Consider the following 23718-nt stretch of genomic DNA (forward strand, 5'->3'; position numbering starts at 1 on the left):
GTGCAGCCGTTAGCGGTGGGCCGCCGCTTCATGCGGAATGCCCTCGATCGGGCACTCCGGCGTGCCCAGCGTGGAACGGGTCAGCGACTCGACCATCTTGCGCGTGCCGTCGGGATCGTTGATCCACTTGCCATAGAATTCAAACGGGCAAGCGGCCACGCCCTGGACGCCTTCCCCGGAGTTGAGCTTGCCGGTGTAGCCGCGATGCAGCAACTTGAACAGATGATTGTTCGATTGCATGTTCTTGCGTGCATCGCGAATCAGGCTGACGGAGAATTCCCCGTACTGGATGCCCATCTCCTCGGTGCCGCACTCGCCCAGCGCGCGCCCGTCGAACCCGATCAGCGACGAGCCGCCGAAGTAGGAATACACCCCGTCGAAGCCCGTCGCATTGGCGACCGCCACATAGGCATTGTTCATCCAGGCCATGGTCTTGGCCACCATCGCCTGCTGCTCCTTGGCCGGATACATATAGCCCTGGCAGCGCACGATCAGCTCGGCGCCGCGCATGGCGCAGTCGCGCCAGATCTCGGGGTAGTTGCCGTCGTCGCAGATGATCAGGCTGATCTTCATGCCCTTCGGCCCTTCCGAGACATAGGTGCAGTCGCCCGGATACCAGCCCTCGATGGGCGCCCACGGCATGATCTTGCGGTACTTCTGCACGATCTCGCCCTGGTTGTTCATCAGGATGAGCGTGTTGTACGGCGCCTTATCGGGATGCTCCTCGTGGCGCTCGCCGGTGAGCGAGAACACGCCCCAGACGTTGGCCTTGCGGCATGCCGCGGCGAAGATCTCGGTCTCAGCGCCCGGGATCTCCGATGCCGTCTCGTACATCTCGCGGGCGTCGTACATGATGCCGTGCGTCGAGTACTCCGGGAACACCACCAGGTCCATGCCCGGCAGGCCCTGCTTCATGCCGACCAGCATGTCCGCGATCTTGCGCGCGTTGTCGATCACCTCGGCCTTGGTATGCAGCCGCGGCATCTTGTAGTTGACCACCGCTACGCCGACGCAATCGCTGGTGCTGCCGATATCTCCGTGTCTCATTGCAATACTCCTGTCCAGTGTGTGGGGAGGGGGGAAAATTCAAACCGTCAGGAATGACCTGACCTTGTCCTGGTCGAGCGTGGCGCGCGCCTCTTCGTGCACGATCCTGCCGCCATCGATGACGAGGAAACGATCGGCCAGATCGAGCGCGAAGCTGAGGACCTGCTCGGATACGACGATGGCGAACTGCCGCTCCTTGCGCAGGAGGTTGAGCGTGCGGGCGATGTCCTTGATGATCGACGGCTGGATGCCCTCGGTCGGCTCGTCCAGGATCAGCACCTTGGGATCGGACACCAGCGCGCGCGCGATCGCCAGCATCTGCTGCTGCCCGCCGGACAGGTTTCCGCCCTTGCGGGATTTCATCTCGTCCAGCACCGGGAAGCAGCGATAGATATAGTCGGGCACGGCGCGATACCCGGAATACTCGGTGCCGGTCAGGATGTTCTGCTCCACGGTCAGTTGCGGAAAGATCATCCGGCCCTGCGGCACGAACGCGAGGCCCTGCCGCACCCGCTCGTATCCCCGCGCATCGGCAAGCTCCCTGCCGTTCAGCCGGATACTCCCGGACCTGGCAGGCAGCATGCCGATCAGCGCCTTGAGCAAGGTGGTCTTGCCCATGCCGTTGCGCCCCATGACGGCGACGGACTCCTGCTCCCGCACCGAGAACGAGATGTCCTTGATGACGTGCGATTCACGGTAGGCAACGTTCAAACGGCTGACTTCAAGCATGGCGTGCTCCTGTACTCAATGACCCAGATAGACATCGATCACGCGCTGGTCGTCCTGGACTTCTGTCACCGTGCCCTCGCTGAGCAGGCGTCCCTGGTGCAGCACGGTCACCTTCCTGGCGATCCGCTTGACGAAATCCATGTCATGCTCGATCACGATGACCGCCTTGCCTTGCGCGATGCGGTTGAGCAGCTCGGCCGTCAGTTCGCGCTCGCGCGGGCTCATGCCGGCAACGGGCTCGTCCAGCAGCAGCAGCCTCGGGGCCTGCATCAGCAGCATGCCGATCTCAAGCCACTGCTTCTGGCCGTGGCTGAGCCTGCCGGCCTTCTGCTCAAGGTGATCGCACAGGAACACCGTATCGGCGACGGCCTCGATCTCGTCGATCACGGCCCGGCTGCGGCGAAAGAAGATCGACTGCAGCACGCCCTGCCCCCTGGGCATCGAGATCTCGAAATTCTCGAAGACGGTCAGGTCCTCGTAGACCGATGGCGTCTGGAACTTCCGGCCCACCCCCGCGCGCACGATCTCGTGCTCCGAGAGCTGGGTCAGGTCCTGCCCCTCGAACCACACCTTGCCGGAAGACGGCCGGGTCTTGCCGCAGATCATGTCGAGCAGCGTGGTCTTGCCGGCCCCGTTGGGGCCGATGATCACCCGCAGCTCGCAAGGCGCGATGTGCAGGCTCAACTGATCGACGGCGCGAAAGCCGTCGAACGACACAGTGAGTGCATCCACCCGCAGCAGGGCGGACAAAGCGGTGGAGACCTCCCCCACCCCGCCCGGCATAGGCGCTAGACGGTCCATATCGAGCTCCGCGTTCATTTGGCCCCTCCCGCATTCGGCTGCGCCCTGCTCATGCCTGCCATCAGCCCGGCCAGCCCGTTCGGCATCGCAACGACCACCAGGATGAAGATGGCCCCCAGGAAATAGAGCCAGATCTCGGGGAAGGTCTCCGAGAGATAGGACTTGAGAAAGCCGACCAGCAAGGCGCCCACGACGGCCCCCGGCACCGAGAGCCGTCCCCCCACCGCAGCGAAGATCACCATCTCGATCGAGGCCACCACGCCCGCCACGTTCGGCGAGATCAGTCCGACCTGCAGCGTGTAGAAGGCGCCGCCGATGGAGGAAAGCACCGCCGCCAGCATGAAGACAAAGGCCTTGATATGCGCCGTGTTGTAGCCGCTGAAGCGAACCCGGGCCTCGCTGTCGCGGATGGCGATCAGGATCTTGCCGAAGCGGCTGCGCAGCAGCAGCGACGCCAGCAGCATCAGCACCGAGACCGCCGCCGCCTGCACGAAGTACAGCTTGCGCCTGGCGGCGTCACCGACGATGTCCATGCCCAGGAAGGTGCGGAAATCCGTGATGCCGTTGGCGCCGCCCGTATCGCCTTGCTGGCCGACGATCAGCACGGTCAGGGTCATGGCCAGGCAAAGCGTCACGATGGCGAAGTACACGCCGCTGACGCGCCGCTTGAAGATGGCGTAGGACAGGCCATAGGCAAGGAGCGCCGGCACCGCGAGAATCATCAGCAGCGTAAAGCCGATGCCATGGAAGGGCTCCCACCAGAACGGCAGCTTGTCGACGCTGCTCCAGACCATGAAGTCCGGCAACGCCGGCGCCGAGGCTTCGAGCTTGAGGAACATTGCCATCATGTAGCCGCCCAACCCGAAGAAGATGCCCTGCCCGAGGCTGAGAATGCCGCCGTAGCCCCAGGTCAGCACGATCCCGATCGCCACGAAGGAGAAACACAGGTATTTGCTCAGCAGGCTCAGCCGGAAATCATCCAGGCCGAGCGGCAGCACGACGATCAGCAGCAGTACCACGCATGCCAGCGGCAAGGTGCCGGATTTTCGTAGGGGAAAGGTCATGGCATCACCCGCGGGTTTTTCTTGCGAACAGGCCGTTCGGCCGGAAGTACAGCGCCGTGATCACCAGCAGCAGGATCGCCACCTTGGCCATCGAACCGCTCATGAGGTATTCGAGCGTGGTCTGGGACTGCGCGATGGCGAATCCGGACAGCGCGGTTCCGATCAGGCTCTGCACGCCGCCAAAGACGACCACGATGAAGGAATCGACGATATAGAGCTGCCCCGTGCCGGGATTGGTCGAGCCGATCATGGTGAAGACGCATCCCGCGATGCCGGCCAGCCCCGACCCCAGGGCGAACGTGGCCGCGTCCACCCGGTTGGTGTTGATCCCTACCGCATTGCTCATGGCCCGGTTCTGCGTCACCGCCCGCACGCGCAAGCCCCAGCGCGTGCGGTAGAGCAGCAGGTACACACCCAGCGACACCAGCGCCGTCAGGCCGATCACGAAGATCCGCGTCAGCGGCAGCTGTATGCCCGGGACCGGCTCCCACGCGCCGCTCAGCCAGGTGGCCAGCGGCACGCTGACTTCCTGCGGCCCGAACACCGAGCGATAGGTCTGCTGCAGGATCAGGCTCAGGCCCCAGGTGGCGAGCAGGGTATCCAGCGGCCGGTCATAGAAGAACCGGATGAAACCGCGCTCGAGCGCATAGCCCAGCGCGAAGGTGGTCAGGAAGGCCACGGGAATGGCCGCGAACAGATAGCCGTCCATCCACTGCGGCGCATGCGTCTCGAAGCATCGCGCGGTCAGGTAGGTCATGTAGGCGCCAAGCGCCATCAGCTCGCCGTGCGCCATATTGATGACGCCCATCAGCCCGAACACGATGGCCAGGCCAATCGCCATCAGGAACAGGATCGTGAACAGGCTGATGCCGTTGAAGACCTGCATCGCTACGATGTCTATGTCCATGCTCGTTCTCTGGAAAAAAATGGGGGCATCGCCACCGGGTAGCCGGTGTGCCGCCAGGCATGGCGCGGCACGGCCGGCGCGGCGGGTTCAAAGCTTTGGAAACGGATTGGGCTCGATCGGGTTGGGCGATTCCCAGACGATGTCGAACTGGCCATCCGGCCGCGCCTTGCCCACGCGGACCTTCTTCCAGACGTGCTGGTTGGTGGCATGGATGCGCACCGTGCCTTCCGGCGCGTCGAAGGCGATGCCCGCGGCGGCGGCGCGCACCTTGTCGGGATCGAACGACCCGGCCTTCTCCACGGCGAGCTTCCACAGGTAGACGCTGTTGTAGGCCACCTCCATCGGGTCGCCGATCACGCGGTCCTGGCCGTAGCGGGCCTTGAAGGCCTTGACGAAGCGCTCGTTGGCCGGGTTCTTGAGGCTCTGGAAATAGCCCATGCACGCGTAGTAGCCAACCGCGTTGTCCTTGCCGATGCCTTCGATCTCGTTCTCGGACACCACGGTCGAGAGCAAGGTGATCTTGCTGCCGTCCAGGCCGGCCGCGCGCAGTTGCTTGTAGAACGCGACGTTCGAGCCGCCCACCACCGTGCTGTAGATGCAATCGGGACGGGCCGCCTTGATCTTGTTGATGATCGAGGAGAACTCGGTGTGGCCCAGCGGAGCGTATTCCTCGCCCGCGAGCTTGCCGTTCAGGCGTGCGATGGTCGCCTTTGCGATCTTGTTGCAGGTGCGGGGATAGATGTAGTCCGAACCCACCAGGAATATCGTCTTGCCCTTCTCGCGCGACATCCAGTCCACGGCCGCCACCACCGACTGCGTGGCCTCCTGCGAGGGGTAGATCACGTGCCTGTCCTGCTCCTGTCCTTCGTAGTAGGTCGGGTAGAAGAGCAGCCCGTTGGCGCGGGCCAGCGCCGGCAGCACGGCCTTGCGGGACGCGGACGTATAGCATCCGATAATGGCCGCGACCTTGTCGCGCTCCAGCAGCTTGCGCGCCTTCTCGGCAAAGATCGGGTTCTCGCTCGCGCCGTCCTCGACCACGATCTCGATCTTGCGGCCGAGCACGCCGCCCGAGGCGTTGATCTCGTAGACCGCCATTTTCTCGGCGTCCACGAGCGAGGCCTCGGCGATGGCGATGGTGCCCGACAGCGAGTGCAGCAGCCCAAGCTTGACGGTGCCGTCGGCCCGGGCGATGCGAGGCACGAGCAGCGCGCTGGACGCGGCACCGAAGACGATCATGGATCCGGCGGCTTGCACGAATCTGCGGCGATTGAACTGGCTCATCAGATGCTCCTTGGTCCGTATAAATGGCGATTGATGTACTATTCAGAGCAGACCTCCGCGCGCTTTTTTGCAAGCCCGCCATGCCGCTCCAAAGCGGATGCGCGAGACGTTTTCTGCAGGCAAGGCTCCGCCACTGGCCGTCTCGACGTCCATCCAAAAATTTCCGATTGAAACGACAAAACGCAAAAAGCCCGAACCGGTAGAACCGGGTCGGGCTTTTTTGCCTTTGCACTCCGCTGGCGATATTGGCAGCGAGTACGGAATGTCGAATGACGAAATTTCGTCTAGGGAGATTTATAGCATAAGGTTTTGCTTTTAGCGTAGGTACTTTCACTGATTACGCTGCATTTCCCCGCTAACGTGCCGCATCGCCGCGGCACCGCTTTACCGTTGTGCATGAAACACCTTTGGAGTGCGGCCCGGCCGCGTGCCGCACGATCGCAGTGCAATGCATCCGGCCGCGCGGCGCCGGGCCGATGGCAATCGCCGCTCACGCCACTCACGCCGCCCCCCGCTCCTGCCCCTGGCGCAGCCGCATACTGGCCAGCGCGGCGAGCACCAGCATGCCGGCGATGATGATCAGGCCGTTCCTGGTACTGCCCGTGGCCTGCTCGATCACGCCCATGACCGACGGGCCGATAAAGCCACCCACCAGACCGCAGGTATTGACCAGCGCCAGGCCGCCCGCCAGCGCCACGCCGGCAAGGCGCGAGGACGGAAAGAGGAAGATCACCGACTGGACCACGAAGAACATGGATGCCGTCAGGCTGAAACCCACCATGGCGACCACCGGCCCCGCATAGGCCGCGAGCAACAGGCCGGCGGACATCACGGCAAGCCCGGCCACCAGCATGCGGCGGCAGCGCCGCGGGTTGCTGGCCAGGCGCGGCAGCGTGGCTGCCCCGAGCGCCGCGGCGATCCACGGCAAGGAGTTGAGCATGCCGACCTGCAGGGGCGACAGCTTGCCATAGGTGCCGATGATGCCCGGCAGAAAGAAGATCACGGTGTAGATGCTGATCTGGTGGCAGAAGTACACGAAGATCGCGAGCCAGATCTGGCGGTCGGCGAGGCAGCCCCGGAACGAATGCCCGACATGTCCGGCGCTTGCTTCCTCGGCCTGCTCCGCCGCCAGGCGGCGCTCGACCTCCCGTGCTTCTTCGGGGGACAGCCAGGTTGCGCTGGCGGGGCCGTCCGGCAGCTTCTTCCACACCACGAAGGCAAAGGCCACCGCCGGCAGGCCCTCCAGCACGAACATCCATTGCCAGCCTCGCCAGCCCAGCACGCCGTCCATCTGCAGCAGCGCGCCGCCGAGCGGTCCGCTGAGGATGTTGGCAATGCACACGCCCAGCAGGAAATAGCCCGTTGCGCGCGCCCGTTCCTTGCGGCCGAACCAGTAGGTGAGGTAAAGCATCACGCCGGGGAACAACCCGGCCTCGGCCGCGCCCAGCAGCAGGCGCATGACATAGAACGAGGTCTCGCCGCTGACGAAGGCCATGCCCGCGGACAACAAGCCCCAGGTGACCATGATGCGCGTGATCCAGAAACGCGCGCCCACCCGATGCATGATCAGGTTGCTCGGGACCTCCAGCAGCGCGTAGCTGAGGAAGAACAAACCCGCGCCCAGCCCATAGGCCGCCGCGGAGATGCCCAGGTCAACCGCGATATGGCTCTTCGCCAGCGCGATATTGGTGCGGTCGAGAAAGCTGATCACATAGGCCAGCACCAGCAGCGGCATCAGCTTCCTGAACAACAGCGCGTTCAGCGAGCGATGATCGGCGAGCGGCGCTTCCCGTGCGGGTTGCACATAAGTGGTTGACATGACCTGTGTCTCCTGTCGGCGGTACTTGTTCGGTTTTCGGGAGGCGTCGAAGGCCTCCTGCGTCCGCGTGTGGTGCTGCTTTTGCGAGGCGGCTCGCCTGCCGTCAGAAGGCCACGTTTGCTGCGCCCTTCAGATCCAGCATCTCGCGCGCCTCGTCCGGGGTCGCGACATCGATATTCAACGCGTCGAGCACGCTGCGGATGCGCAGCACCTGCTCGGCGCTGGAAGCCGCCAGCCGGCCGGGGCCGATCCACAGCGAGTCCTCCAGGCCGACGCGCACGTCGGCGCCCATCGCCGCGCCGATGGTGGCCAGCGGGATCTGGTTGCGGCCGGCGCCGAGGATCGACCAGCGGTACTGGTCGCCGAACAGCCGGTTCGCGGTCCGGTGCATATGCATCAGGTCTTCCGGATCGCCACCGATGCCGCCCAGGATGCCGAAGACCGACTGTACGAACACGGGCGCCTTGACCAGGCCGCGGTCAAGGAAGTGCTTCAGGTTGTTCAGGTGGCTGATGTCGTAGCACTCGAACTCGAAGCGCGTGCCGTTGGCGTTGCCGATCTCCAGGATGTTCCCGATGTCGCTGAAGGTGTTCTTGAAGATCAGGTCGCGGCTGTTCTCCAGATGCTGGCGCTCCCATTCGTGCCTGAATTCCTTGAAGCGCTCCAGCATCGGGAACAGGCCGAAGTTCATCGAGCCCATGTTCAGCGAGGCCAGCTCCGGCTTGAACGTGGTGGCGGGGCGCATGCGCTCCTCCACGCTCATGTGGGGGCTGCCGCCGGTGGTGATGTTGATCACGGCATTGGTGGCGGCCTTGATCTTCGACAGGAAGGGCCGGAACAGTTCGGGGTCCTGCGAGGGGCGTCCATCCTTGGGATCGCGCGCGTGCAGGTGCAGGATGGCGGCGCCGGCCCGGGCCGCATCGATGGCCGCCGTGGCGATGTCGTCGGCGCTCACCGGCAGGTACGGCGACATGCTGGGGGTGTGGATCGCGCCGGTTGGGGCGCAGGTGATGATGGCTTTGGATCGGGCTGCCATGGCGGGCTCCGTATGAAATCGGTTAGTCGGTGCAGGATCGGTGCGGGTGCGGCGGCCGGCGTCAGCTCAACGCTTGCGTGAGGCCATCGACCACCAGTTCCTGGCCGGTGACATTGGCGGCCAGGCCGCTGCAGGCAAACAGCACCATGTTGGCGATGTCGCGCGCCGTCACCATGCGGCCCAGCGCGGCTTGCGCGGTGTAGGCGCGCGTGACGTCTTCCAGCGGCTGGCCCAGCGCCTCGGCCTTTGCCGCGATCACCGCGCGGATGCGCGGCCCGTCGACCGCGCCCGGCAGTACCGCATTGACGCGGATGCCGTCGGCGCCCAATTCCAGCGCCAGTGATTTGGTGAAGCCCACCACCGCCCATTTGGAGGCCGAGTAGACCGAGCGCCCGGGCATGCCCAGATGGCCGGCGGCGGAGGACAGGTTGACGATGGCGGGCTGCCTGCCACGGCGAAGCCGGGGCACGGCGAGACGGGCGCACAGGAACTGGCCGGTGATATTGACCGCCAGCGTGCGCTCCCAGTCGGCCAGGGCCAGGGTCTCGACCCCGCCGGTGGGGCCCGCCACGCCGGCATTGTTCACCAGCACGTCGAGGCCGCCGAGCGTGCGGTCGGCGGCCTCGAACAGCGCCGCCACGTCGGCCTCGCTCGATACATCGGCGCGGCAGCCGTGCACCGCGGGCAGCGTAGCCGCCAGACGCGCCAGGCCGGCCTCCTGCACATCGCACACCAGCACGCGCGCGCCGGCTTCCACGAAGGCGCGCGTGATTTCCAGCCCGATACCGTCGGCGCCCGCGGTCACCAGGACCCGCTTGCCCGCCAGGGATTCGTCATTCCACATAGTCGTCAGCTCCTTGGATGCGCCGATCGGCATCCACGGCAGCCATACTATATCTGTGATCACAGATCGCAAATCGGGAATACCCTATGTGCTATGATCGATTCATGTCCCTGCCCGAACTTGTCACCCCGTTAAAGCGCCAGACCCTGAGCGGCGATGTCTATGTGCAACTGAGAGAACTGCTGATGAGCGGGCACATGATGCCCGGCGAGCAGATCTCGCTGCGCAGCACCGCCGCTGCCCTGGGCGTGAGCGTGATGCCGGTGCGCGAAGCGGTCCACCGCCTGGTGGCCGAACAGGCGCTGGAGCTGACGCCGAACCGCGCCCTGCGCGTGCCGATCATGAGCGTGAGCCAGTTCCGGGAGATCACCAGCATCCGGATCAACCTGGAGGGGCTGGCGACGGAGCAGGCGGCCGGGCACCTGGGCGACGCCGCGATACAGCAGATCGGCGCCCTGCACGAGCGCTTCGCGGAAGAGATGGCCAGGCCGAAGCCGGACTGCTCACGGCTGATCGCCGTCAACAAGGAATTGCATTTCGCCGTCTACAAGGGCGCGGGCATGCCGATCCTGCTGCAGATGATCGAAGCGCTGTGGCTGCGCATCGGCCCGATCCTGAACCACGACCTGCGCTCCGGCTCGCGCCGCGTGGGCGAGCAAGTGGCCGTCAACCATCATGCCCGTCTGGTCGCGGCGCTGAAGCGCAAGGATGGTGGCGCGGCGAGGGCCGCGCTGCGGGGCGATATCGAAAGCGCGGCGGAATACATCGTGTCCGCGGGCGTGCTGCTGGCGGCCGATGCGCTGGATGAGCCGGTGCCCGGCGCGGGCAAGCCGGCCTCGAAGACCGCCCGCCGCGCAGGCGGCGGGCGCAAGACGGCCTGAGCAGGCCGGCACCCCTCCCCTTCAGGTAATCGCCCCCAGCTGCCAGGGCACGAATTCGTTCTGCCCATAGCCATGCAGCTCGCTGCGGGAACGCTTGCCGGACGCCGTGTCCAGCATCAGCTGGAACAACTCGGCACCCAGTTGCGCGATGGTGGCGCTGCCATCCAGCACCGTGCCGCAGTTGAGGTCCATGTCGTCCGACTGACGCTGCCACAGCGCGGTGTTGGTGGCGAGCTTGACCGAGGGCGAGGGCGCGCAGCCATACGCCGAGCCGCGCCCCGTGGTGAAGCAGATCAGGTTGGCGCCGCCCGCCACCTGGCCGGTGGCGGAGATCGGGTCGTAGCCCGGCGTATCCATGAAGACCAGGCCGCGCGCACGCACCGGCTGCGCGTATTCGTACACTTCGGCAAGATTGGTGGAGCCGCCTTTGGCGATGCCTCCCAGCGATTTCTCCAGCACGGTCGTCAGGCCGCCCGCCTTGTTGCCGGCGGAGGGATTGTTGTCCATGCTGGCGCCGTGGCGCTCGCAATAGGCTTCCCACCAGCGGATGCGCGCCACCAGCTTGCGCCCGATCTCCGGCGTTTGCGCGCGGCGCGTCAGCAGGTGCTCGGCGCCATAGATCTCCGGCGTTTCCGACAGGATGGCGGTGCCGCCGTGGCGCACCAGCAGGTCCACCGCCGCGCCCAGCACCGGGTTGGCCGAAATGCCGGAATAGCCATCCGAGCCACCGCATTGCAGGCCCACCACCAGGTGCCGCGCCGGCACCGGCTGGCGCTGCACCGCATTGGCCTGCGGCAGCATGGCCTTGATCAGTTCGATGCCGTGGGCAATCGTCCTGGTGGTCCCCCCCGTGTCCTGGATGGTGAAGGTCTGCAGCCGCTCGCTGTGGGTGAGCCCCTGCGTGGCCAGCAGCGCGGAAATCTGGTTGGTCTCGCAGCCCAGCCCGATCACCAGCACGCTGGCGAAGTTGGGATGGCAGGCATAGCCGCCCAGGGTCCGCTGCAGCACGGCCAGCCCTTCGCCCTGCGGATCGACCGCGCAGCCCACGCCGTGCGTGAGCGCCACCACGCCGTCCACATTGGGATAGGCCGCCAGCGCTTGCGGGTGGATGTCGCGGCGAAAATGGTCGGCAATGGCGCGCGCCACCGTCGCCGAGCAGTTCACGGAAGTCAGGATGCCGATGTAGTTGCGGGTGGCCACGCTGCCATCGGCGCGCACGATGCCGTCGAAGGTGGCCGGCTCGGCCTCCGCCTGCACCGCGCGGGTCTCGGCGCTGTAGGCATAGTCGCGCGTGAAATCGCCCATCGCCAGGTTGTGCGTATGCACATGCTGCCCGGCGCGGATGTCCTGGCTGGCAAAGCCGATGATCTGGCCGTAGCGCCGTACCGCCTCGCCCTGCGCAATCGCGCGGGTGGCAATCTTGTGGCCGGGCGGAATCAGGCCGATCACGGTCACCCCCTCCTCGGCGACGGGCGTGCCGGCCACCATCTGGTCGCGGGCGATGACCACATCGTCATCGGCGTGCAGCCGGATGGTGCGCGACGTACGCGGGGCGTGCGCTGGGGCAGCGGCTAGGGTGTCTGTGCTCATGGGATGGATACTCGCGGTGTGAATGGCGGCGCGGCGATCTGCGCCGTGGTTACTTGATCATCTCGTCAGGCAGGGCCATGCCGAAATACTGCTTGTAGATGCCGTTGATCCTGCCGTTCTTCAGGTTGGTGCTGACCCAGCCGTCGAGCCAGTTCTTCAGCGCCGTATCGCCCTTGCGCAGGCCGATGGCGTACGGATAAGCCTTCATCACGAACTTGATTTCCAGGTCGCGCGACGGATTGCTCTTCTTCACCACCGGAATCACGCTGACGGCGGCGGCAAGATAATCCTGCTGGCCGGTGGAGACCGCGGTGTTGGTGGTGGCGTCGTCCTCGTAGCGCACGATGTTCACGCCCGGCACTTCCTTGGCGCCGCGGCTGAGTTCCTGGTCCGCGGTGGTGCCGCGCGTGACGGCGATGGTCTTGCCGGACAGGTCGGGAAAGGCCTTCAGCTTCGCTTGCGCCGGTCCGCCCACCACCACCGGCACCACGCCGTAGGGCTCGGAGAAATCGATCACCTTCTTGCGCTCGTCCGTCACGGAGAAGGAAGCCAGCACCACGTCGGCCTTCCTGGTCAACAGGTAGGGCACGCGGTTGGGCCCGGTCACCGGCACGATCTCCAGTGCCACGCCCAGGTCCTTGGCCAGCAGCCGCGCGGTGTCCACATCGGAACCGCTCTGTCTGGCCTGGCCATCGAGCATGCCGTAGGGCGGGGCGCCGATATCCACGGCAACCAGGATCTTCTTGCGCTGCTTGATGGTGTCGAGCGTGTCGGACCAGGCGCTGGCCGAGAGGCCCACGAGCAGCAGGGCGGCGAGCGAGCCGAGGACGCGGCGGTTGAGGTTCATGTCGATGTCTCCTTGTTGGTATGTTGCGAGGCGAAGGCTTCCGGTGGTCAAAGGCCGTTGCCGACAAACTGCTTCAGCTCGGGCGTGGCCGGCGCATCCAGCAGCTTGCCGCTGCCGCCTTCCCAGACGATGCCCTGGTGCATGAACATGATCTGGTCCGCCACCGACCGCGCGAAGGCCATCTCGTGGGTGACCAGCACCATGGTCATGCCGTCATCGGCCAGGCGCTCGATCACCCTGAGCACCTCGCCGGTCAGCTCCGGGTCCAGCGCCGAAGTCACCTCGTCGAACAGCATCAGGCGCGGCTGCATGGCCAGCGAGCGGGCAATCGCCACGCGTTGCTGCTGGCCGCCGGACAGCTGCTCCGGGTAATAGGTGGCCCGTTCTTCCATGCCCACCTGCCTGAGCACATGCATGGCCAGCTCGCGTGCCTCCTGCTTGCCGGCGCGCTTGACCTTGCGCGGCGCCAGCATGACGTTCTCTTCCACGGTCAGGTGCGGGAACAGGTTGTAGCTCTGGAAGACGATGCCCACTTCCTTGCGCAGCTCGCCCAGCGCCACGTTGCCGTCGTGCATGGCGCGCCCGCATACGTGCAGCGCGCCGCCGCTGACGCGCTCCAGCCCATTGATGCAGCGCAGGGCCGTGCTCTTGCCCGAGCCGCTGCGGCCGATCAGCGCCACCACCTCGCCGGCGCGCACCGAGAAGCTCACGCCCTTGAGGATCTCCACCTGCCCGAAGGATTTGCTGACCTTGTCGAAGCGGACGATGTCTTCCATGCTTGTCTCCATGTTTCTTTTGGCTCTCGCGAGTTCAAACCCGCTTGAAACGCCGCTCCAGCCGGTACGACAGCGTCGACAGCGGATAGCAGATGGCGAAATAGAGCAAGGCGGCGATCGAGAACACCACGAAGGGCTCGAAGGTGGAGTTGTTCACCACCCGCGCCGAATAGGTCAGGTCGAAGAAGCCGATCACCACCGCGTACGAGGAGTTCTTCACGATCTGCACCAGGAAGCTCACCGTCGGCGCCACCGCGATGCGCGCGGCTTGCGGCAGGATCACGTGCACCACGCGCTGCAGCGGGGTCAGGGCCAGGCATTCGGCCGCCTCCCACTGCGTGCGGGGCACGGCCTGGATGCAGCCTTTCCAGATCTCGGCCAGGTAGGCGCTGGCATACGCCGTCATGGCGATGCCGGCGGCCACCAGCGCGGGCAGGTCGAAGCCGCCCACGCTGATGCCGAAGTACACCACGAACATGATCACCGGCAGCGGCACGCCCTGCACCAGCTGCACGAACACGCCGGTCGCCGTGCGCAGCACGCGGGCGCCGCGGCTGCGCGCCAGGGCCAGCGGCAATCCCACCAGCGCGCCGCCGAGAAAGCCCATGGCCGACAGCAGCAGCGTCCAGCCCGCGCCGCGCAGGATGAACAGGACTTGATCCAGGGAAAGGCTGGACATGATGCTTGGCTCCGCGTCGAAAACAGCACGTTGGAAGAATCAGAGAGGGGTCTTCAAGCGCCGGCGGCGCGTGAAGGCCAGGGCGCCCACGCCCGCCATCGACAACCGCAGCAGCCAGGACAGCACCAGGTAGACCAGCGCGATGACGATGTAGATCTCGAAGCCGCGAAAGGTCTCGGACTGGATGCGGTAACCCACCGCCGTGAGTTCTTCCGCCGAGATCTGCGACATGATGGAAGTGGCCAGCATCATCAGCACGAACTGGCTGATCAGCGCCGGATACATGCGCTCCACCGCCTGCGGCAATACCACCAGGCGCAGCATCTGCCAGCGCGACAGCCCCAGGCAGGATGCCGCCTCCAGCTGTCCGCGCGGCACCGACTCGATCCCCGCGCGCACGATCTCCGTGGTGTAGGCGGACACATTGACCACCAGCGCCACCACCGCCGCCGCCATGGCCGGCACCCGCACATGCACCGCCGCCAGCCCGAAGAACAGCCAGAAGGCCTGGATCACCAGCGGCGTGTTGCGAATCACATCCACATAAGCCGTGACGCAGCGCCGGGCCCAGGCCGGCCCCTGCGTGCGCACCACGGCGAGCGCCGTCCCCAGCACAAAGCCCAGCACGATGGTGGCCGCCGACATGCGCACGGTCAGCCAGGCCCCATCGAGCAGGTCGCGCCAGTTGGCGGACAGGAAGCTGAAATCGAACTGGTAGTCCATCGGGGATGCGCTCTTTTGTTTATGACGCCACGCTGGCCGGCGCCCTGTCTCTCGTATTCGCAAGTCCGGGCGCGCGCTGGCGATCCGGCATGGATCGAAATATATGACTATTGCCGACAATGGTCAACATAAGGAGATACCCGTGTATCATCCGCCCCATGCATCGCCCGATACCGCGTGCCAGGGCAGATCGCCGATACTTATGGATAGACGAGCGGCGCCGGCCTGATGGCCGCGCCGATCCCACCCCACCAGCCAACCGTTCCGGAGACAACGTGCCGAGTTCACCGACGGCCGCGCGACAAGACAAGCGCGCCGCCCCCTTCCCAGCCGCGCAGGAAGCCGACGAAGCGCATCGGCATGCGCCGATCTACGCCGTCATGATCGAACTGCTGCGCAAGGCCATCGTGGAAGGCTCGCTTGCGCAGGGCACGGTACTGCTCGAAGGGCATCTGGCCGAGATCCTGCGCTCCACGCGCTCGCCCGTGCGCCAGGCCCTGCGCGAGCTGGAAGCCGACGGGCTGGTCAGCCGTTTCGAAGGCCGCGGCTTCGTGGCCGGTCCCGCCGGCACCGCGCCCATGCGCATCCCGCTGGCCCCCGCCATGCTCGGCGTGGAAAGCGCGCCCGACGTCGCGCGCAAGACCCTGGGCTGGGAAGTGATCTACGACGAAGTGGAGCGCGACCTGGTGCACCTATCGGTGTTCGGCCGCTACCGCGTCAATGAAGTCGAACTCGCCCGGCACTTCAATGTGGGGCGAACCGTGGTGCGCGACGTGCTGCTGCGCCTGGAAAGCCTGGGCATCCTGGAGAAGGACGAGCGCCTGCGCTGGGTCATCACCCCGCTGGACGCGCAGCGCATCCACGATCTCTACGAACTGCGCTCGCTGGTGGAGCCGGCAGCGCTGCGCGCGGCCATCGGCCATGCCGGCAGGGCGGAGATCGAAGCCATGATCGCCGACCTGCACAAGGCGCAGCGCGTCTACCCCAAGGTCAGCCGCACCGCCATGGACCAGCTGGAACACGACCTGCACGTGCGCCTGCTCTCGCAATGCCCCAACAAGGAATTGCTGGGCAGCCTGCAGCGCACGCGCTGCATCCTCACGCTGAGCAAGCATGTGCTGGGCGTGTCGACGCCGATGCCGGAGGCCGACCCGTTCATATCCGAGCATATCGGCGTACTGCAGGCCGCCGCCGACGGCGCACCGCGCAAGGCTGCCGACCTGCTGCGCGACCACCTGGAACTGTCGTGCGAGAAAGTGACCCGGCGCGCGGCGCTGGTGCGCGAGACGTTCGCGCTGCCCGAGGTTTCGTATATCGCGTGAGCTGGCGCGGCGGGGTTCCGCCTGCCGCGCGGCGGTCTGCGCGATGCTGATGGCGCTGCTCACCGTCGTCGCCGCCCGCATGGCTTCGGAAGGCGCGCGCGGGTCGTTGGCCATCTGACGATGACGGACGGTCCGGTTGGCTTGCGGCGCCCAAGGGAAAACCCTCGACCAAAGAACACCGCTTGACACCTCCCCACGCCAGCCGCTAGCCTTTGTCTGTGGTCGCCTAGCCATGACGGCAGGCACGATGACCACGGCAGCAGGACTGCTGCTCAAACTGGATGGCTATGAAAGCCCCCGACTTACGCGACAAGCGTGGTCGGGGGCTTTTTGTTTTTTGGAGACGTAATGGAGATATCGCAAGCCCTGCACCACGCCGGTGCTTTCCCTGACACCATTGTCGCAAGCATCCAGATGGAGCCGCGCGTGGGCGACAGCGCCGGCAACCTCTCCCGCTCGCTGCAAATGATCGAAGAAGCGGCGGCGGCCGGCGCGGCCCTGGTGGTCTTGCCCGAACTGGCGAATAGCGGCTACGTCTTCCACAGCCGCGACGAAGCCTTCGCGCTGGCCGAGCCACTGCCCGGCGGCGCCTGCGCGAGCGGCTGGATCGAAGCCGCCCGGCGGCTGGGCATCCATATCGTGGCCGGCATCGCCGAGCGCGATGGCAACCGGCTCTACAACTCGGCGCTGGTGGCCGGGCCCGACGGCTACCTGGGCAGCTACCGCAAGCTGCACCTGTGGGGCGACGAGCACCTGTTCTTCGAGTCGGGCAACCTCGGCCTGCCGATTTTCGATACGCGCATCGGCCGCCTGGCTGTGGCGATCTGCTACGACGGCTGGTTTCCCGAGGTGTACCGGCTGCTGGCAATGCAAGGTGCCGACATCGTCTGCATGCCGACCAACTGGGTGCCGATGCCGGGCCAGGCGCAGCAGCAGACCGCCATGGCCAATGTACTGGCCATGGCGGGCGCGCACAGCAACGGCGTGAACATCGTCTGCGCCGACCGCGTCGGCACGGAGCGCGGCCAGGCCTTCATCGGACGCAGCCTGATCGTCAGCGCCGAGGGCTGGCCGCTGGCAGGCCCGGCAAGCGCCAGCGAGGAGGAAATCCTCTATGCCCGCATCAATCTGCGCCAGTCGCGCCATGCGCGCCACCTGAACGCCTTCAACCATGTATTGCGCGACCGGCGCGACGACCTCTACGACCCCATGCTCGGGACCGGCTGGCCGTTGCCGCGCCACTAGCGCCTTGCCCGCACCCCGCAACTTGCCGCGACCCGATTGCCCTGACATCGCCATAGCCACCGTCATTACCACCAGCCCCCAGGAGAACAACATGCATCCACGCTCCCTCCGCCTGATCACAGGCGCTATCGCCGCCTGCGGCGCGCTGTGCGCCACCGCCGTATCCGCCGCCGGCCCGATCAAGATCGGCGTGCCGGTGGGCCTGTCCGGCGCCAACAGCGTCATCGCGCCGGCGGTAGTGCAGTCGTCGCAACTCGCGGTCGACGAGATCAATGCCGCCGGCGGCATTCTCGGCCGGCAGCTGCAGCTCGAGATCGCCGACGATGCCTCGGGCGCGGTGGGTGCGCAGAAGGCCTACGATTCGCTGGTGTTCCAGAAGAAGGTCGATGCCATCCTGGCCATGGAGACCAGCGCCGCCCGCAATGCCGGCCTGCCGATCGTGGCGCGCGGCCGCGTGCCCTACATCTACACCTCGTTCTACGAAGGACGCTCGTGCAGCCCGTGGATGCACGTGAACGGCTGGGTGCCGGAGCAGCAGGTGGCGCCGGTGGTGGACTACTTCACCCGGCAAAAGGGCACGAAGAACTTCTTCCTGGTAGGCAACGACTACGCCTTCGGGCGCGGCATGCTGGAATTCACCCGCAAGTACATCCAGCAGCAAGGCGGCAAGGTAGTGGGGGAGGAGTACCTGCCGATCGACGGCGCCGACTGGACGCCGATCCTGTCCAAGATCCGCGGCGCCGGCGCCGACGCGCTGATCAGCGCCACCGCCGGCGGCGCCCCCAATGTGTCGCTGGCCAAGCAGCTGAAGGGCGCCGGCATGACGTTGCCCTATGCCAACCTGGCCATCGACGAAGGCACCGCCAGGACCATGGGCGACGTGGCCACCGGCATCTATCTGTCGGCCTCCTACCTGACCGGTATCGACACGCCCGAGAACAGGAAATTCATGGACGCGCTGAGCAAGAAGTTCGGCAACCAGATGAAGACGCCCAACGAGCTGTCGGAGCCGCAATACGAAGCCTTCTACCTCTACAAGGCCGCCGTTGAAAAAGCGGGCTCCACCGATCCCGTCAAGGTGGTGGCCGCGCTGAGCCAGGTCTCGTTCAACGGGCCGCGCGGCACGGTGCAAATGAACAAGAGCCGGCACACCCCGCTGTCGATGCGGCTTGGCCAGGTGCAGGCAGACGGTTCCATCAAGATCCTGGAAACCTTCCCCAGTGTCGATCCAGGCCCGCAATGTCCTAACCTGAAGTAAGCAAGCATCCGGCGTGGCCGCCCGCCTGCGGCGAGCCGGCCACGCGTGCAGCCACTGGAGTGGAGAGAACCTATGGTGTTGCTGTTGGACATACTGACCACCGCGGCGGTGCTGTTCATCGTCACCGCCGGGCTGATGATGATCTTCGGGGTGATGAAGATCGTGAACTTCGCCCACGGCGCGCTGCTGACGCTGGGCGCCTACGCCAGCTTCGTCGTCACGCAGCTCAAGCTGCCGCCCCTGCTGGGCCTCCCGCTGGCCATGCTGGCTGGCGTCGTGGTGGGCATGCTGGTGGAAAGCGCGATCGTGCGTCCGCTCTACAAGCGCCCGCTCGATGCCATCCTGGCCACCTGGGGCCTGGGCATCGTGATCGGGCAACTCATCGTGATGGCGTTCGGCCGCGAGGTCCAGTTCGTGGAGCCCCCGGTGCAAGGCGCGCTCGCTATCGCCGGCACCAGCTATTCGGCCTACCGCTTGCTGCTGGTACCGGTGGCGCTGGCGCTGTGCGCGGCCATGAGCGGCCTGCTCAGCGGTACCCGTTTCGGCGTGAAGACGCGCGCGGTGATCATGAACGAGGATCTCGCGCGCGGGCTCGGCATCCATTCGGGCAGGGTGCGCTTCATCACCTTCAGCCTGGGGGCCGGGCTGGGCGCGCTGGCCGGCGCGCTGATCACGCCGCTGTCCAGCGTCGATCCCGCCATGGGTCTGCCGTGGCTGGTCAGCGCCTTCATGCTGGTGATGGTGTCCGGCCACTCCATGCTCAGCCTGCTGTTGACCTGCGTGGTATTCGGCGCCTGCCAGGTGCTGGTCAGCACCTATCTCAACCCGGTACTGGGCGGCCTGACCATTGCCGTCCTGGCCGCGCTCACACTGCGCATTCGCCCCAGGGGATTCGCCCATGGCTGATACACATGCTCCTCCCGCCGGCCTCGACACGGCCATGGCGCCTCGCCGGCGCCGCACCAGCGCACGCGGCGCAGCCGCACTCGGGCTGGCCGGCGCGGTCCTGCTGGTGGCTGGCCCCTGGGTGTTCGACGCTTATCTGCTCAACATCCTGATCAAGGCCTTCTTCTTTGCCATGGTGGCGGTCACAGTCGACGTGCTGTGGGGCTACACCGGCTATCTCACGTTCGGGCAATCGGCATTCTTCGGCATCGGCGCCTATGCCGCCGGCCTGGTGTTTACCCACGCCGGTTTCTCCGCCGCCAACGCGCTGCTGGCGCTGGCGCTGGCGGTTGCCGCGGCGGCCGCCGTGGCGGCCCTGGCAGGCTGGTTGTCGTTCTACCACGGCGCCTCGCCGTTTTTCGCCACGGTGATCTCGCTCGTGCTCCCGATCGTGCTGACCCAGTCGCTGCTGTCGGCCGGCACCTGGACCGGCTCCAGTTCCGGCCTGACCGGCTACGAAACCTTCGACCTCTCGCTGGAGGCGTGGTACTGGATCGCCGGCGCGGCGCTGGCAGCGGTGACGCTGCTGGCCTGGGTGGCGGTACGCAGTGACGGCGGCCGCGTGCTCACCGCCATTCGCGACAACGAAGCGCGCTGCAACTACCTGGGCATTCGCACCGCCTGGGTCAAGATCGCGCTGCTGGTGGCCACCGCCGCCGTTGCCGGCGCAGCGGGTTTCGGCTATGGCGCCTTCAGCGGCGTGGTGGCGCCGGAGCTGGGCGGCTTCGTGCTCGGCACCGAGCTCATCATCTGGGTGGCGCTTGGCGGGCGCGGCACGCTGTGGGGGCCGGTGATCGGCGCCGTGCTGATCAATGTGGCCACTGCCTACCTGAGCAGCAGCATGCCGTTCGCCTGGCAGCTGATCCTCGGCGCTGCCTTCGTGCTGGTGATCGTACTGCTGCCGCGCGGACTGGTGCCGCTTCTGCTGGCGCCGTTCGGACTGGGTCGGCGCACGGCTGTGCCGCCGGCTTTGGCGGAGCGCGCCGTGCCTGCGCCGGCCACCGCCGCCGACACCGGCGAGCCGGCCCTGCGCATGCGCGGCGTAGCCAAGCACTTCGGCAGCCTCAAGGTGCTGCAGGGCATCGAGCTGCAAGCCCGTGCCGGGGAACTGGTCGGGCTGATCGGCCCCAACGGCGCCGGCAAGACCACGCTAATGCGCTGCCTGAGCGACGGAACCGAACGCTCCGCCGGCCAGGTGCGGCTGTGCGGGCACGACATCCGCCAGCTGCCGCCCGAGCACTGCGTGCGCTTCGGCCTCGGGCGCAAGTTCCAGAACGCCAATGTGTTCGAAACCCTGACCGTGGCCGAGTGCCTGCGCATTGCCGGCACCATCGCGCAGCGTCCCTCCTGGCTGCGCGCCTCGCCGGTGCTGACGCTGCCGCCCTATGCACTCGACGTGGTGCGCACCACCGGGCTCGACGCCAAGCTCGACACGGTCGCGCACGATCTCTCGCACGGCGAACAACAGGCGCTGGAACTGGCCATGGTGCTGGCACTGGAGCCGCGCATCGTGCTGCTCGACGAACCCACCGCGGGTCTCACCAAGACCGAACGCAGCCGCATCGGCCAGGCGCTGGCAGCGCTGGCCCATCGCTACCGGCTATGCTGCCTGCTGGTGGAGCACGACCTGGACTTCGTGCAGGAGATCGCCACGCGCATCGTGGTGCTGCATCAGGGCAGCATCGTGATGCAGGGCAGCTTCGACGAAGTGGTCAACTCCGCGCTGGTCAAGACCATCTACGCCGGCAGCGCGCACGCCGCCGATCACGCAGGCCGCGGCGAAGGGGAGGCAGCATGATCCAACCCGCTCTCGAACTGCAGGCCGTCACCAGCGGCTACCGGAACGCCGTGGTGCTGCGCGATCTCTCGCTCTCGATCGCGCCAGGAGAGGCCGTGGCCCTGCTTGGCAAGAACGGCATGGGCAAGACCACGCTGCTCAAGACCGTCATGGGCTACCTGCCGCAGCTGGATGGCAGCGTGCACGTGCAAGGCCACCCGGTCACCAACCTGCCCCCTTACCGCATCGCGCGCTGCGGCGTTGCCTACGCGGCACAGGAGCATGCGCTGTTCCAGGACCTCAGCGTGCGCGACAACCTGCGCCTGGGGCTGGCGCGGGAAGCGCTGTTCGCGGCGCGCTTCGCCGAGATCGAGCCCGTCTTCCCGGTGTTCGCCAACCGCTTGCGCCAGCCCGCCGGCACGCTCTCGGGCGGCGAGCAGAAGATGCTGCTGGTGGCGCGGGCCCTGATGATGCGGCCCGCCATCATCCTGCTCGACGAAATCACGGAGGGCCTCCAGCCCTCGGTCATCGAGCGCCTGGCCCAGGCCTTGCTATGGGAAAGGCAGCGCCATGGCACCACCATGCTGATCGTCGAGCAGAACGTGCCGTTCGCCTTGCAGGTGGCCGACCGCTACCTGGTACTCAAGCAAGGCGAGATCATCGACCGGGGCAATGCAAAATCCGCGGGCGCCGCCGGCGTCATCTTCGATCACCTGAGAGTATGAGCATGACGATTCCCTCGAACCCCTCGATTCCCGGCGGCATTCCCAGCGGCAATCCCGGCGACATTCCCGCCAGCATCCCCGATGGGATACGCCTTGGCCTGCAGGCGGACCACGCATGAACGCGCTCTACCAGCCCATCTCCGCGCTCACCCTGCTGCGCCAGCTGGAAGGCAACGAGCAGGCGCGCCGCCACTACCTGCGCGAATGCCTGGCGCGCATGCACGCGCTCGACCCGCAATTGAACGCGCTCACCGCCGTAACGGACGAGGCCAGCCTGCTGGCCGCTTCCGACGCCGCGCATGGTCCCCTGGGCGGCTTGCCGGTACTGCTCAAGGACATCATCGATACACGCGATCTGCCCACCGCCTATGGCTCGGCCATCTACCAGGGCCACCGCCCGGCGGCGGACGCCGCGGTGGCTACGCTGCTGCGGCGCCAGGGCGCCGCGCTGGCCGGCAAGACCGTGACCTGCGAGTTTGCCTATATGGCCGCCGTGCCCACACGCAACCCCAGTGCGCCGGCGCGCACCGCGGGCGGGTCGTCCTCGGGCTCGGCCGCGGCGGTGGCGGCCGGCTTCGCGCCGTTCGCGCTGGGCACGCAGACCGGCGGCTCCACCATCCGGCCCGCCGCGTTCTGCGGCATCGCCGGCTACAAACCGAGCTTCGGCATGCTGCCTACCGCCGGCATCAAATGCTTCTCCTGGTCGTTCGACACCGTGGGCCTGTTCGCGGCCGGCGTGCGCGACGCTGCCTACCTGGCGCAGGCCTTGTCAGGGCAGCGGCTGGCGGTGCCGTCGCCGTTGCCGGGCGCGCCGGTCTTCGGCGTGCCCGACAGTTATCCCTGGGGCGCGCCATCGGCCAACGCCGCGCGGGCACTGGCCAGCGCAATACGCGCCATCGAGCGCGCCGGCGGCACCGTGCGCCCGCTGCGCCTCGCGCCGTGGATGGCGGCGCTTTCCGACGCCCACGCCACCATCCAGGGATACGAGTCCAGCCGCACCCTGGGCTACGAATACGATCGCCATCGCGATCAGCTAACATCGAAGCTGCGCGACTTCCTGGCGCGCGCCGGCGCAATCGATACCGGCACCTACCTGGCCGCCTGCGCGCAGGCCGAAGCCGCCCGCGGCCAGTGCAACGACTGGTTTGGCGGCATCGATGCGCTGCTCACGCCCAGCGCGCCGGATGAGGCACCCGAGGGACTGGCCACCACCGGCGATCCGGCCTTCAACCGCAACTGGACCTTGCTGGGCACGCCGTGCGTAAGCGTGCCTGGCCTGCACGGCGACCACGGCGCGCCGCTCGGCATCCAGGTGATCGGCCGCCGCGGCGACGATGCGCGCACCCTGGCGAGCGCTGCCTTCGTCGAGAACGCATTGCTGCGTCACGCATGATCCGCCCGCGCCAACGTTGCTGCGATCCA

22 protein-coding genes are annotated in these 23718 nt (G+C 66.7%); 8 read left to right on the forward strand and 14 right to left on the reverse strand.

The annotated features are described in order from the left end of the window. Positions 1 to 9 precede the first annotated feature (9 nt). The 9 genes from P3W85_RS36975 to P3W85_RS37015 form a co-directional block, all read right to left on the reverse strand. Positions 10 to 1047 (reverse strand): aliphatic amidase, encoded by a 1038-nt coding sequence (locus tag P3W85_RS36975; protein WP_276268440.1) that lies wholly within the window; start codon positions 1045 to 1047, stop codon positions 10 to 12. Positions 1048 to 1086: 39 nt separating this feature from the next. Next, entirely contained in the window at positions 1087 to 1776 is a 690-nt protein-coding gene (gene urtE / locus P3W85_RS36980; RefSeq protein ID WP_017226455.1) for an urea ABC transporter ATP-binding subunit UrtE, read from the reverse strand. 15 nt (positions 1777 to 1791) lie between these two features. Beyond that, a complete protein-coding gene (gene urtD, locus P3W85_RS36985) occupies positions 1792 to 2559 on the reverse strand; it encodes an urea ABC transporter ATP-binding protein UrtD (protein WP_017226454.1) in 768 nt (255 codons plus the stop codon). A gap of 32 nt (positions 2560 to 2591) precedes the next feature. Then, a complete protein-coding gene (urtC, locus tag P3W85_RS36990; protein ID WP_276268441.1) occupies positions 2592 to 3641 on the reverse strand; it encodes an urea ABC transporter permease subunit UrtC in 1050 nt (349 codons plus the stop codon). Positions 3642 to 3645: 4 nt separating this feature from the next. Beyond that, positions 3646 to 4548 carry an urea ABC transporter permease subunit UrtB gene (gene urtB / locus P3W85_RS36995; protein WP_017226452.1) on the reverse strand — a complete coding sequence of 301 codons (903 nt, stop codon included), beginning with the start codon at positions 4546 to 4548 and terminating at the stop codon, positions 3646 to 3648. An 87-nt stretch (positions 4549 to 4635) separates the two neighbouring features. Continuing rightward, positions 4636 to 5829: an urea ABC transporter substrate-binding protein gene (gene urtA / locus P3W85_RS37000; protein WP_276268442.1), complete on the reverse strand. Its 1194-nt coding sequence runs from the start codon at positions 5827 to 5829 to the stop codon at positions 4636 to 4638. A 499-nt stretch (positions 5830 to 6328) separates the two neighbouring features. Further along, positions 6329 to 7648: an MFS transporter gene (locus P3W85_RS37005; RefSeq protein WP_017226450.1), complete on the reverse strand. Its 1320-nt coding sequence runs from the start codon at positions 7646 to 7648 to the stop codon at positions 6329 to 6331. Between the two features lie 103 nt (positions 7649 to 7751). Further along, on the reverse strand, positions 7752 to 8684 hold the full coding sequence (locus tag P3W85_RS37010; RefSeq protein WP_017226449.1) for a 3-keto-5-aminohexanoate cleavage protein: 933 nt from the start codon (positions 8682 to 8684) through the stop codon (positions 7752 to 7754). Positions 8685 to 8745: 61 nt separating this feature from the next. Further along, positions 8746 to 9528, reverse strand: coding sequence for an SDR family oxidoreductase (locus P3W85_RS37015; protein WP_276268443.1), 783 nt, complete (start codon positions 9526 to 9528; stop codon positions 8746 to 8748). A 104-nt stretch (positions 9529 to 9632) separates the two neighbouring features. Here P3W85_RS37015 and P3W85_RS37020 point away from each other — a divergent pair, with 104 nt between their 5' ends. Then, the gene (locus P3W85_RS37020) at positions 9633 to 10409 is read left to right on the forward strand and encodes a GntR family transcriptional regulator (protein WP_035810965.1); all 777 of its coding nucleotides are present in this window, start codon (positions 9633 to 9635) and stop codon (positions 10407 to 10409) included. Positions 10410 to 10430: 21 nt separating this feature from the next. Here the strand turns inward: P3W85_RS37020 and P3W85_RS37025 are convergent, their stop codons facing one another. Genes P3W85_RS37025 through P3W85_RS37045 form a run of 5 tightly spaced genes read right to left on the reverse strand, consistent with a single transcriptional unit; the run spans position 10431 to position 15024 of the window. Then, positions 10431 to 11999 carry a UxaA family hydrolase gene (locus P3W85_RS37025; RefSeq protein ID WP_017226447.1) on the reverse strand — a complete coding sequence of 523 codons (1569 nt, stop codon included), beginning with the start codon at positions 11997 to 11999 and terminating at the stop codon, positions 10431 to 10433. 49 nt (positions 12000 to 12048) lie between these two features. After that, complete coding sequence (locus tag P3W85_RS37030; RefSeq protein ID WP_017226446.1) at positions 12049 to 12846, reverse strand: transporter substrate-binding domain-containing protein; 798 nt, start codon at positions 12844 to 12846, stop codon at positions 12049 to 12051. A 47-nt stretch (positions 12847 to 12893) separates the two neighbouring features. Further along, positions 12894 to 13622 carry an amino acid ABC transporter ATP-binding protein gene (locus tag P3W85_RS37035; protein ID WP_017226445.1) on the reverse strand — a complete coding sequence of 243 codons (729 nt, stop codon included), beginning with the start codon at positions 13620 to 13622 and terminating at the stop codon, positions 12894 to 12896. A gap of 34 nt (positions 13623 to 13656) precedes the next feature. Continuing rightward, positions 13657 to 14301: an amino acid ABC transporter permease gene (locus P3W85_RS37040; protein WP_017226444.1), complete on the reverse strand. Its 645-nt coding sequence runs from the start codon at positions 14299 to 14301 to the stop codon at positions 13657 to 13659. A 39-nt stretch (positions 14302 to 14340) separates the two neighbouring features. Next, positions 14341 to 15024 (reverse strand): amino acid ABC transporter permease, encoded by a 684-nt coding sequence (locus P3W85_RS37045; protein ID WP_017226443.1) that lies wholly within the window; start codon positions 15022 to 15024, stop codon positions 14341 to 14343. A 275-nt stretch (positions 15025 to 15299) separates the two neighbouring features. Between P3W85_RS37045 and P3W85_RS37050 the strand changes: the two genes are divergently transcribed. From P3W85_RS37050 to P3W85_RS37080, 7 genes are all read left to right on the forward strand, one after another. Then, positions 15300 to 16346: a GntR family transcriptional regulator gene (locus tag P3W85_RS37050; protein ID WP_276268444.1), complete on the forward strand. Its 1047-nt coding sequence runs from the start codon at positions 15300 to 15302 to the stop codon at positions 16344 to 16346. Between the two features lie 348 nt (positions 16347 to 16694). Further along, complete coding sequence (locus P3W85_RS37055; RefSeq protein WP_276268445.1) at positions 16695 to 17591, forward strand: nitrilase family protein; 897 nt, start codon at positions 16695 to 16697, stop codon at positions 17589 to 17591. Positions 17592 to 17682: 91 nt separating this feature from the next. After that, positions 17683 to 18849, forward strand: a complete 1167-nt coding sequence (locus tag P3W85_RS37060) for a substrate-binding protein (protein WP_276268446.1) — start codon at positions 17683 to 17685, stop codon at positions 18847 to 18849. A gap of 72 nt (positions 18850 to 18921) precedes the next feature. Then, positions 18922 to 19755: a branched-chain amino acid ABC transporter permease gene (locus tag P3W85_RS37065; RefSeq protein WP_017226439.1), complete on the forward strand. Its 834-nt coding sequence runs from the start codon at positions 18922 to 18924 to the stop codon at positions 19753 to 19755. Between the two features lie 34 nt (positions 19756 to 19789). Beyond that, on the forward strand, positions 19790 to 21592 hold the full coding sequence (locus P3W85_RS37070; RefSeq protein ID WP_276268453.1) for an ABC transporter permease subunit: 1803 nt from the start codon (positions 19790 to 19792) through the stop codon (positions 21590 to 21592). Further along, complete coding sequence (locus P3W85_RS37075) at positions 21589 to 22296, forward strand: branched-chain amino acid ABC transporter ATP-binding protein (protein WP_276268447.1); 708 nt, start codon at positions 21589 to 21591, stop codon at positions 22294 to 22296. The genes P3W85_RS37070 and P3W85_RS37075 overlap by 4 nt, the downstream gene beginning before the upstream one ends. A 115-nt stretch (positions 22297 to 22411) precedes the next feature. Further along, the gene (locus tag P3W85_RS37080) at positions 22412 to 23689 is read left to right on the forward strand and encodes an amidase (protein WP_276268448.1); all 1278 of its coding nucleotides are present in this window, start codon (positions 22412 to 22414) and stop codon (positions 23687 to 23689) included. Positions 23690 to 23718: the final 29 nt, after the last annotated feature.

The sequence above is a fragment of the Cupriavidus basilensis genome, from assembly GCF_029335485.1.
GTDB lineage: Bacteria > Pseudomonadota > Gammaproteobacteria > Burkholderiales > Burkholderiaceae > Cupriavidus > Cupriavidus basilensis_E.

Bases quoted from the DNA above. Each gene is read 5' to 3' on its own strand.
- P3W85_RS36975 (WP_276268440.1), bottom strand. From the start codon at position 1,047: ATGAGACACGGAGATATCGGCAGCACCAGCGATTGCGTCGGCGTAGCG.
- urtE (WP_017226455.1), bottom strand. From the start codon at position 1,776: ATGCTTGAAGTCAGCCGTTTGAACGTTGCCTACCGTGAATCGCACGTC.
- urtD (WP_017226454.1), bottom strand. From the start codon at position 2,559: ATGCCGGGCGGGGTGGGGGAGGTCTCCACCGCTTTGTCCGCCCTGCTG.
- urtC (WP_276268441.1), bottom strand. From the start codon at position 3,641: ATGACCTTTCCCCTACGAAAATCCGGCACCTTGCCGCTGGCATGCGTG.
- urtB (WP_017226452.1), bottom strand. From the start codon at position 4,548: ATGGACATAGACATCGTAGCGATGCAGGTCTTCAACGGCATCAGCCTG.
- urtA (WP_276268442.1), bottom strand. From the start codon at position 5,829: ATGAGCCAGTTCAATCGCCGCAGATTCGTGCAAGCCGCCGGATCCATG.
- P3W85_RS37005 (WP_017226450.1), bottom strand. From the start codon at position 7,648: ATGTCAACCACTTATGTGCAACCCGCACGGGAAGCGCCGCTCGCCGAT.
- P3W85_RS37010 (WP_017226449.1), bottom strand. From the start codon at position 8,684: ATGGCAGCCCGATCCAAAGCCATCATCACCTGCGCCCCAACCGGCGCG.
- P3W85_RS37015 (WP_276268443.1), bottom strand. From the start codon at position 9,528: ATGTGGAATGACGAATCCCTGGCGGGCAAGCGGGTCCTGGTGACCGCG.
- P3W85_RS37020 (WP_035810965.1), top strand. From the start codon at position 9,633: ATGTCCCTGCCCGAACTTGTCACCCCGTTAAAGCGCCAGACCCTGAGC.
- P3W85_RS37025 (WP_017226447.1), bottom strand. From the start codon at position 11,999: ATGAGCACAGACACCCTAGCCGCTGCCCCAGCGCACGCCCCGCGTACG.
- P3W85_RS37030 (WP_017226446.1), bottom strand. From the start codon at position 12,846: ATGAACCTCAACCGCCGCGTCCTCGGCTCGCTCGCCGCCCTGCTGCTC.
- P3W85_RS37035 (WP_017226445.1), bottom strand. From the start codon at position 13,622: ATGGAAGACATCGTCCGCTTCGACAAGGTCAGCAAATCCTTCGGGCAG.
- P3W85_RS37040 (WP_017226444.1), bottom strand. From the start codon at position 14,301: ATGTCCAGCCTTTCCCTGGATCAAGTCCTGTTCATCCTGCGCGGCGCG.
- P3W85_RS37045 (WP_017226443.1), bottom strand. From the start codon at position 15,024: ATGGACTACCAGTTCGATTTCAGCTTCCTGTCCGCCAACTGGCGCGAC.
- P3W85_RS37055 (WP_276268445.1), top strand. From the start codon at position 16,695: ATGGAGATATCGCAAGCCCTGCACCACGCCGGTGCTTTCCCTGACACC.
- P3W85_RS37060 (WP_276268446.1), top strand. From the start codon at position 17,683: ATGCATCCACGCTCCCTCCGCCTGATCACAGGCGCTATCGCCGCCTGC.
- P3W85_RS37065 (WP_017226439.1), top strand. From the start codon at position 18,922: ATGGTGTTGCTGTTGGACATACTGACCACCGCGGCGGTGCTGTTCATC.
- P3W85_RS37070 (WP_276268453.1), top strand. From the start codon at position 19,790: ATGGCGCCTCGCCGGCGCCGCACCAGCGCACGCGGCGCAGCCGCACTC.
- P3W85_RS37075 (WP_276268447.1), top strand. From the start codon at position 21,589: ATGATCCAACCCGCTCTCGAACTGCAGGCCGTCACCAGCGGCTACCGG.
- P3W85_RS37080 (WP_276268448.1), top strand. From the start codon at position 22,412: ATGAACGCGCTCTACCAGCCCATCTCCGCGCTCACCCTGCTGCGCCAG.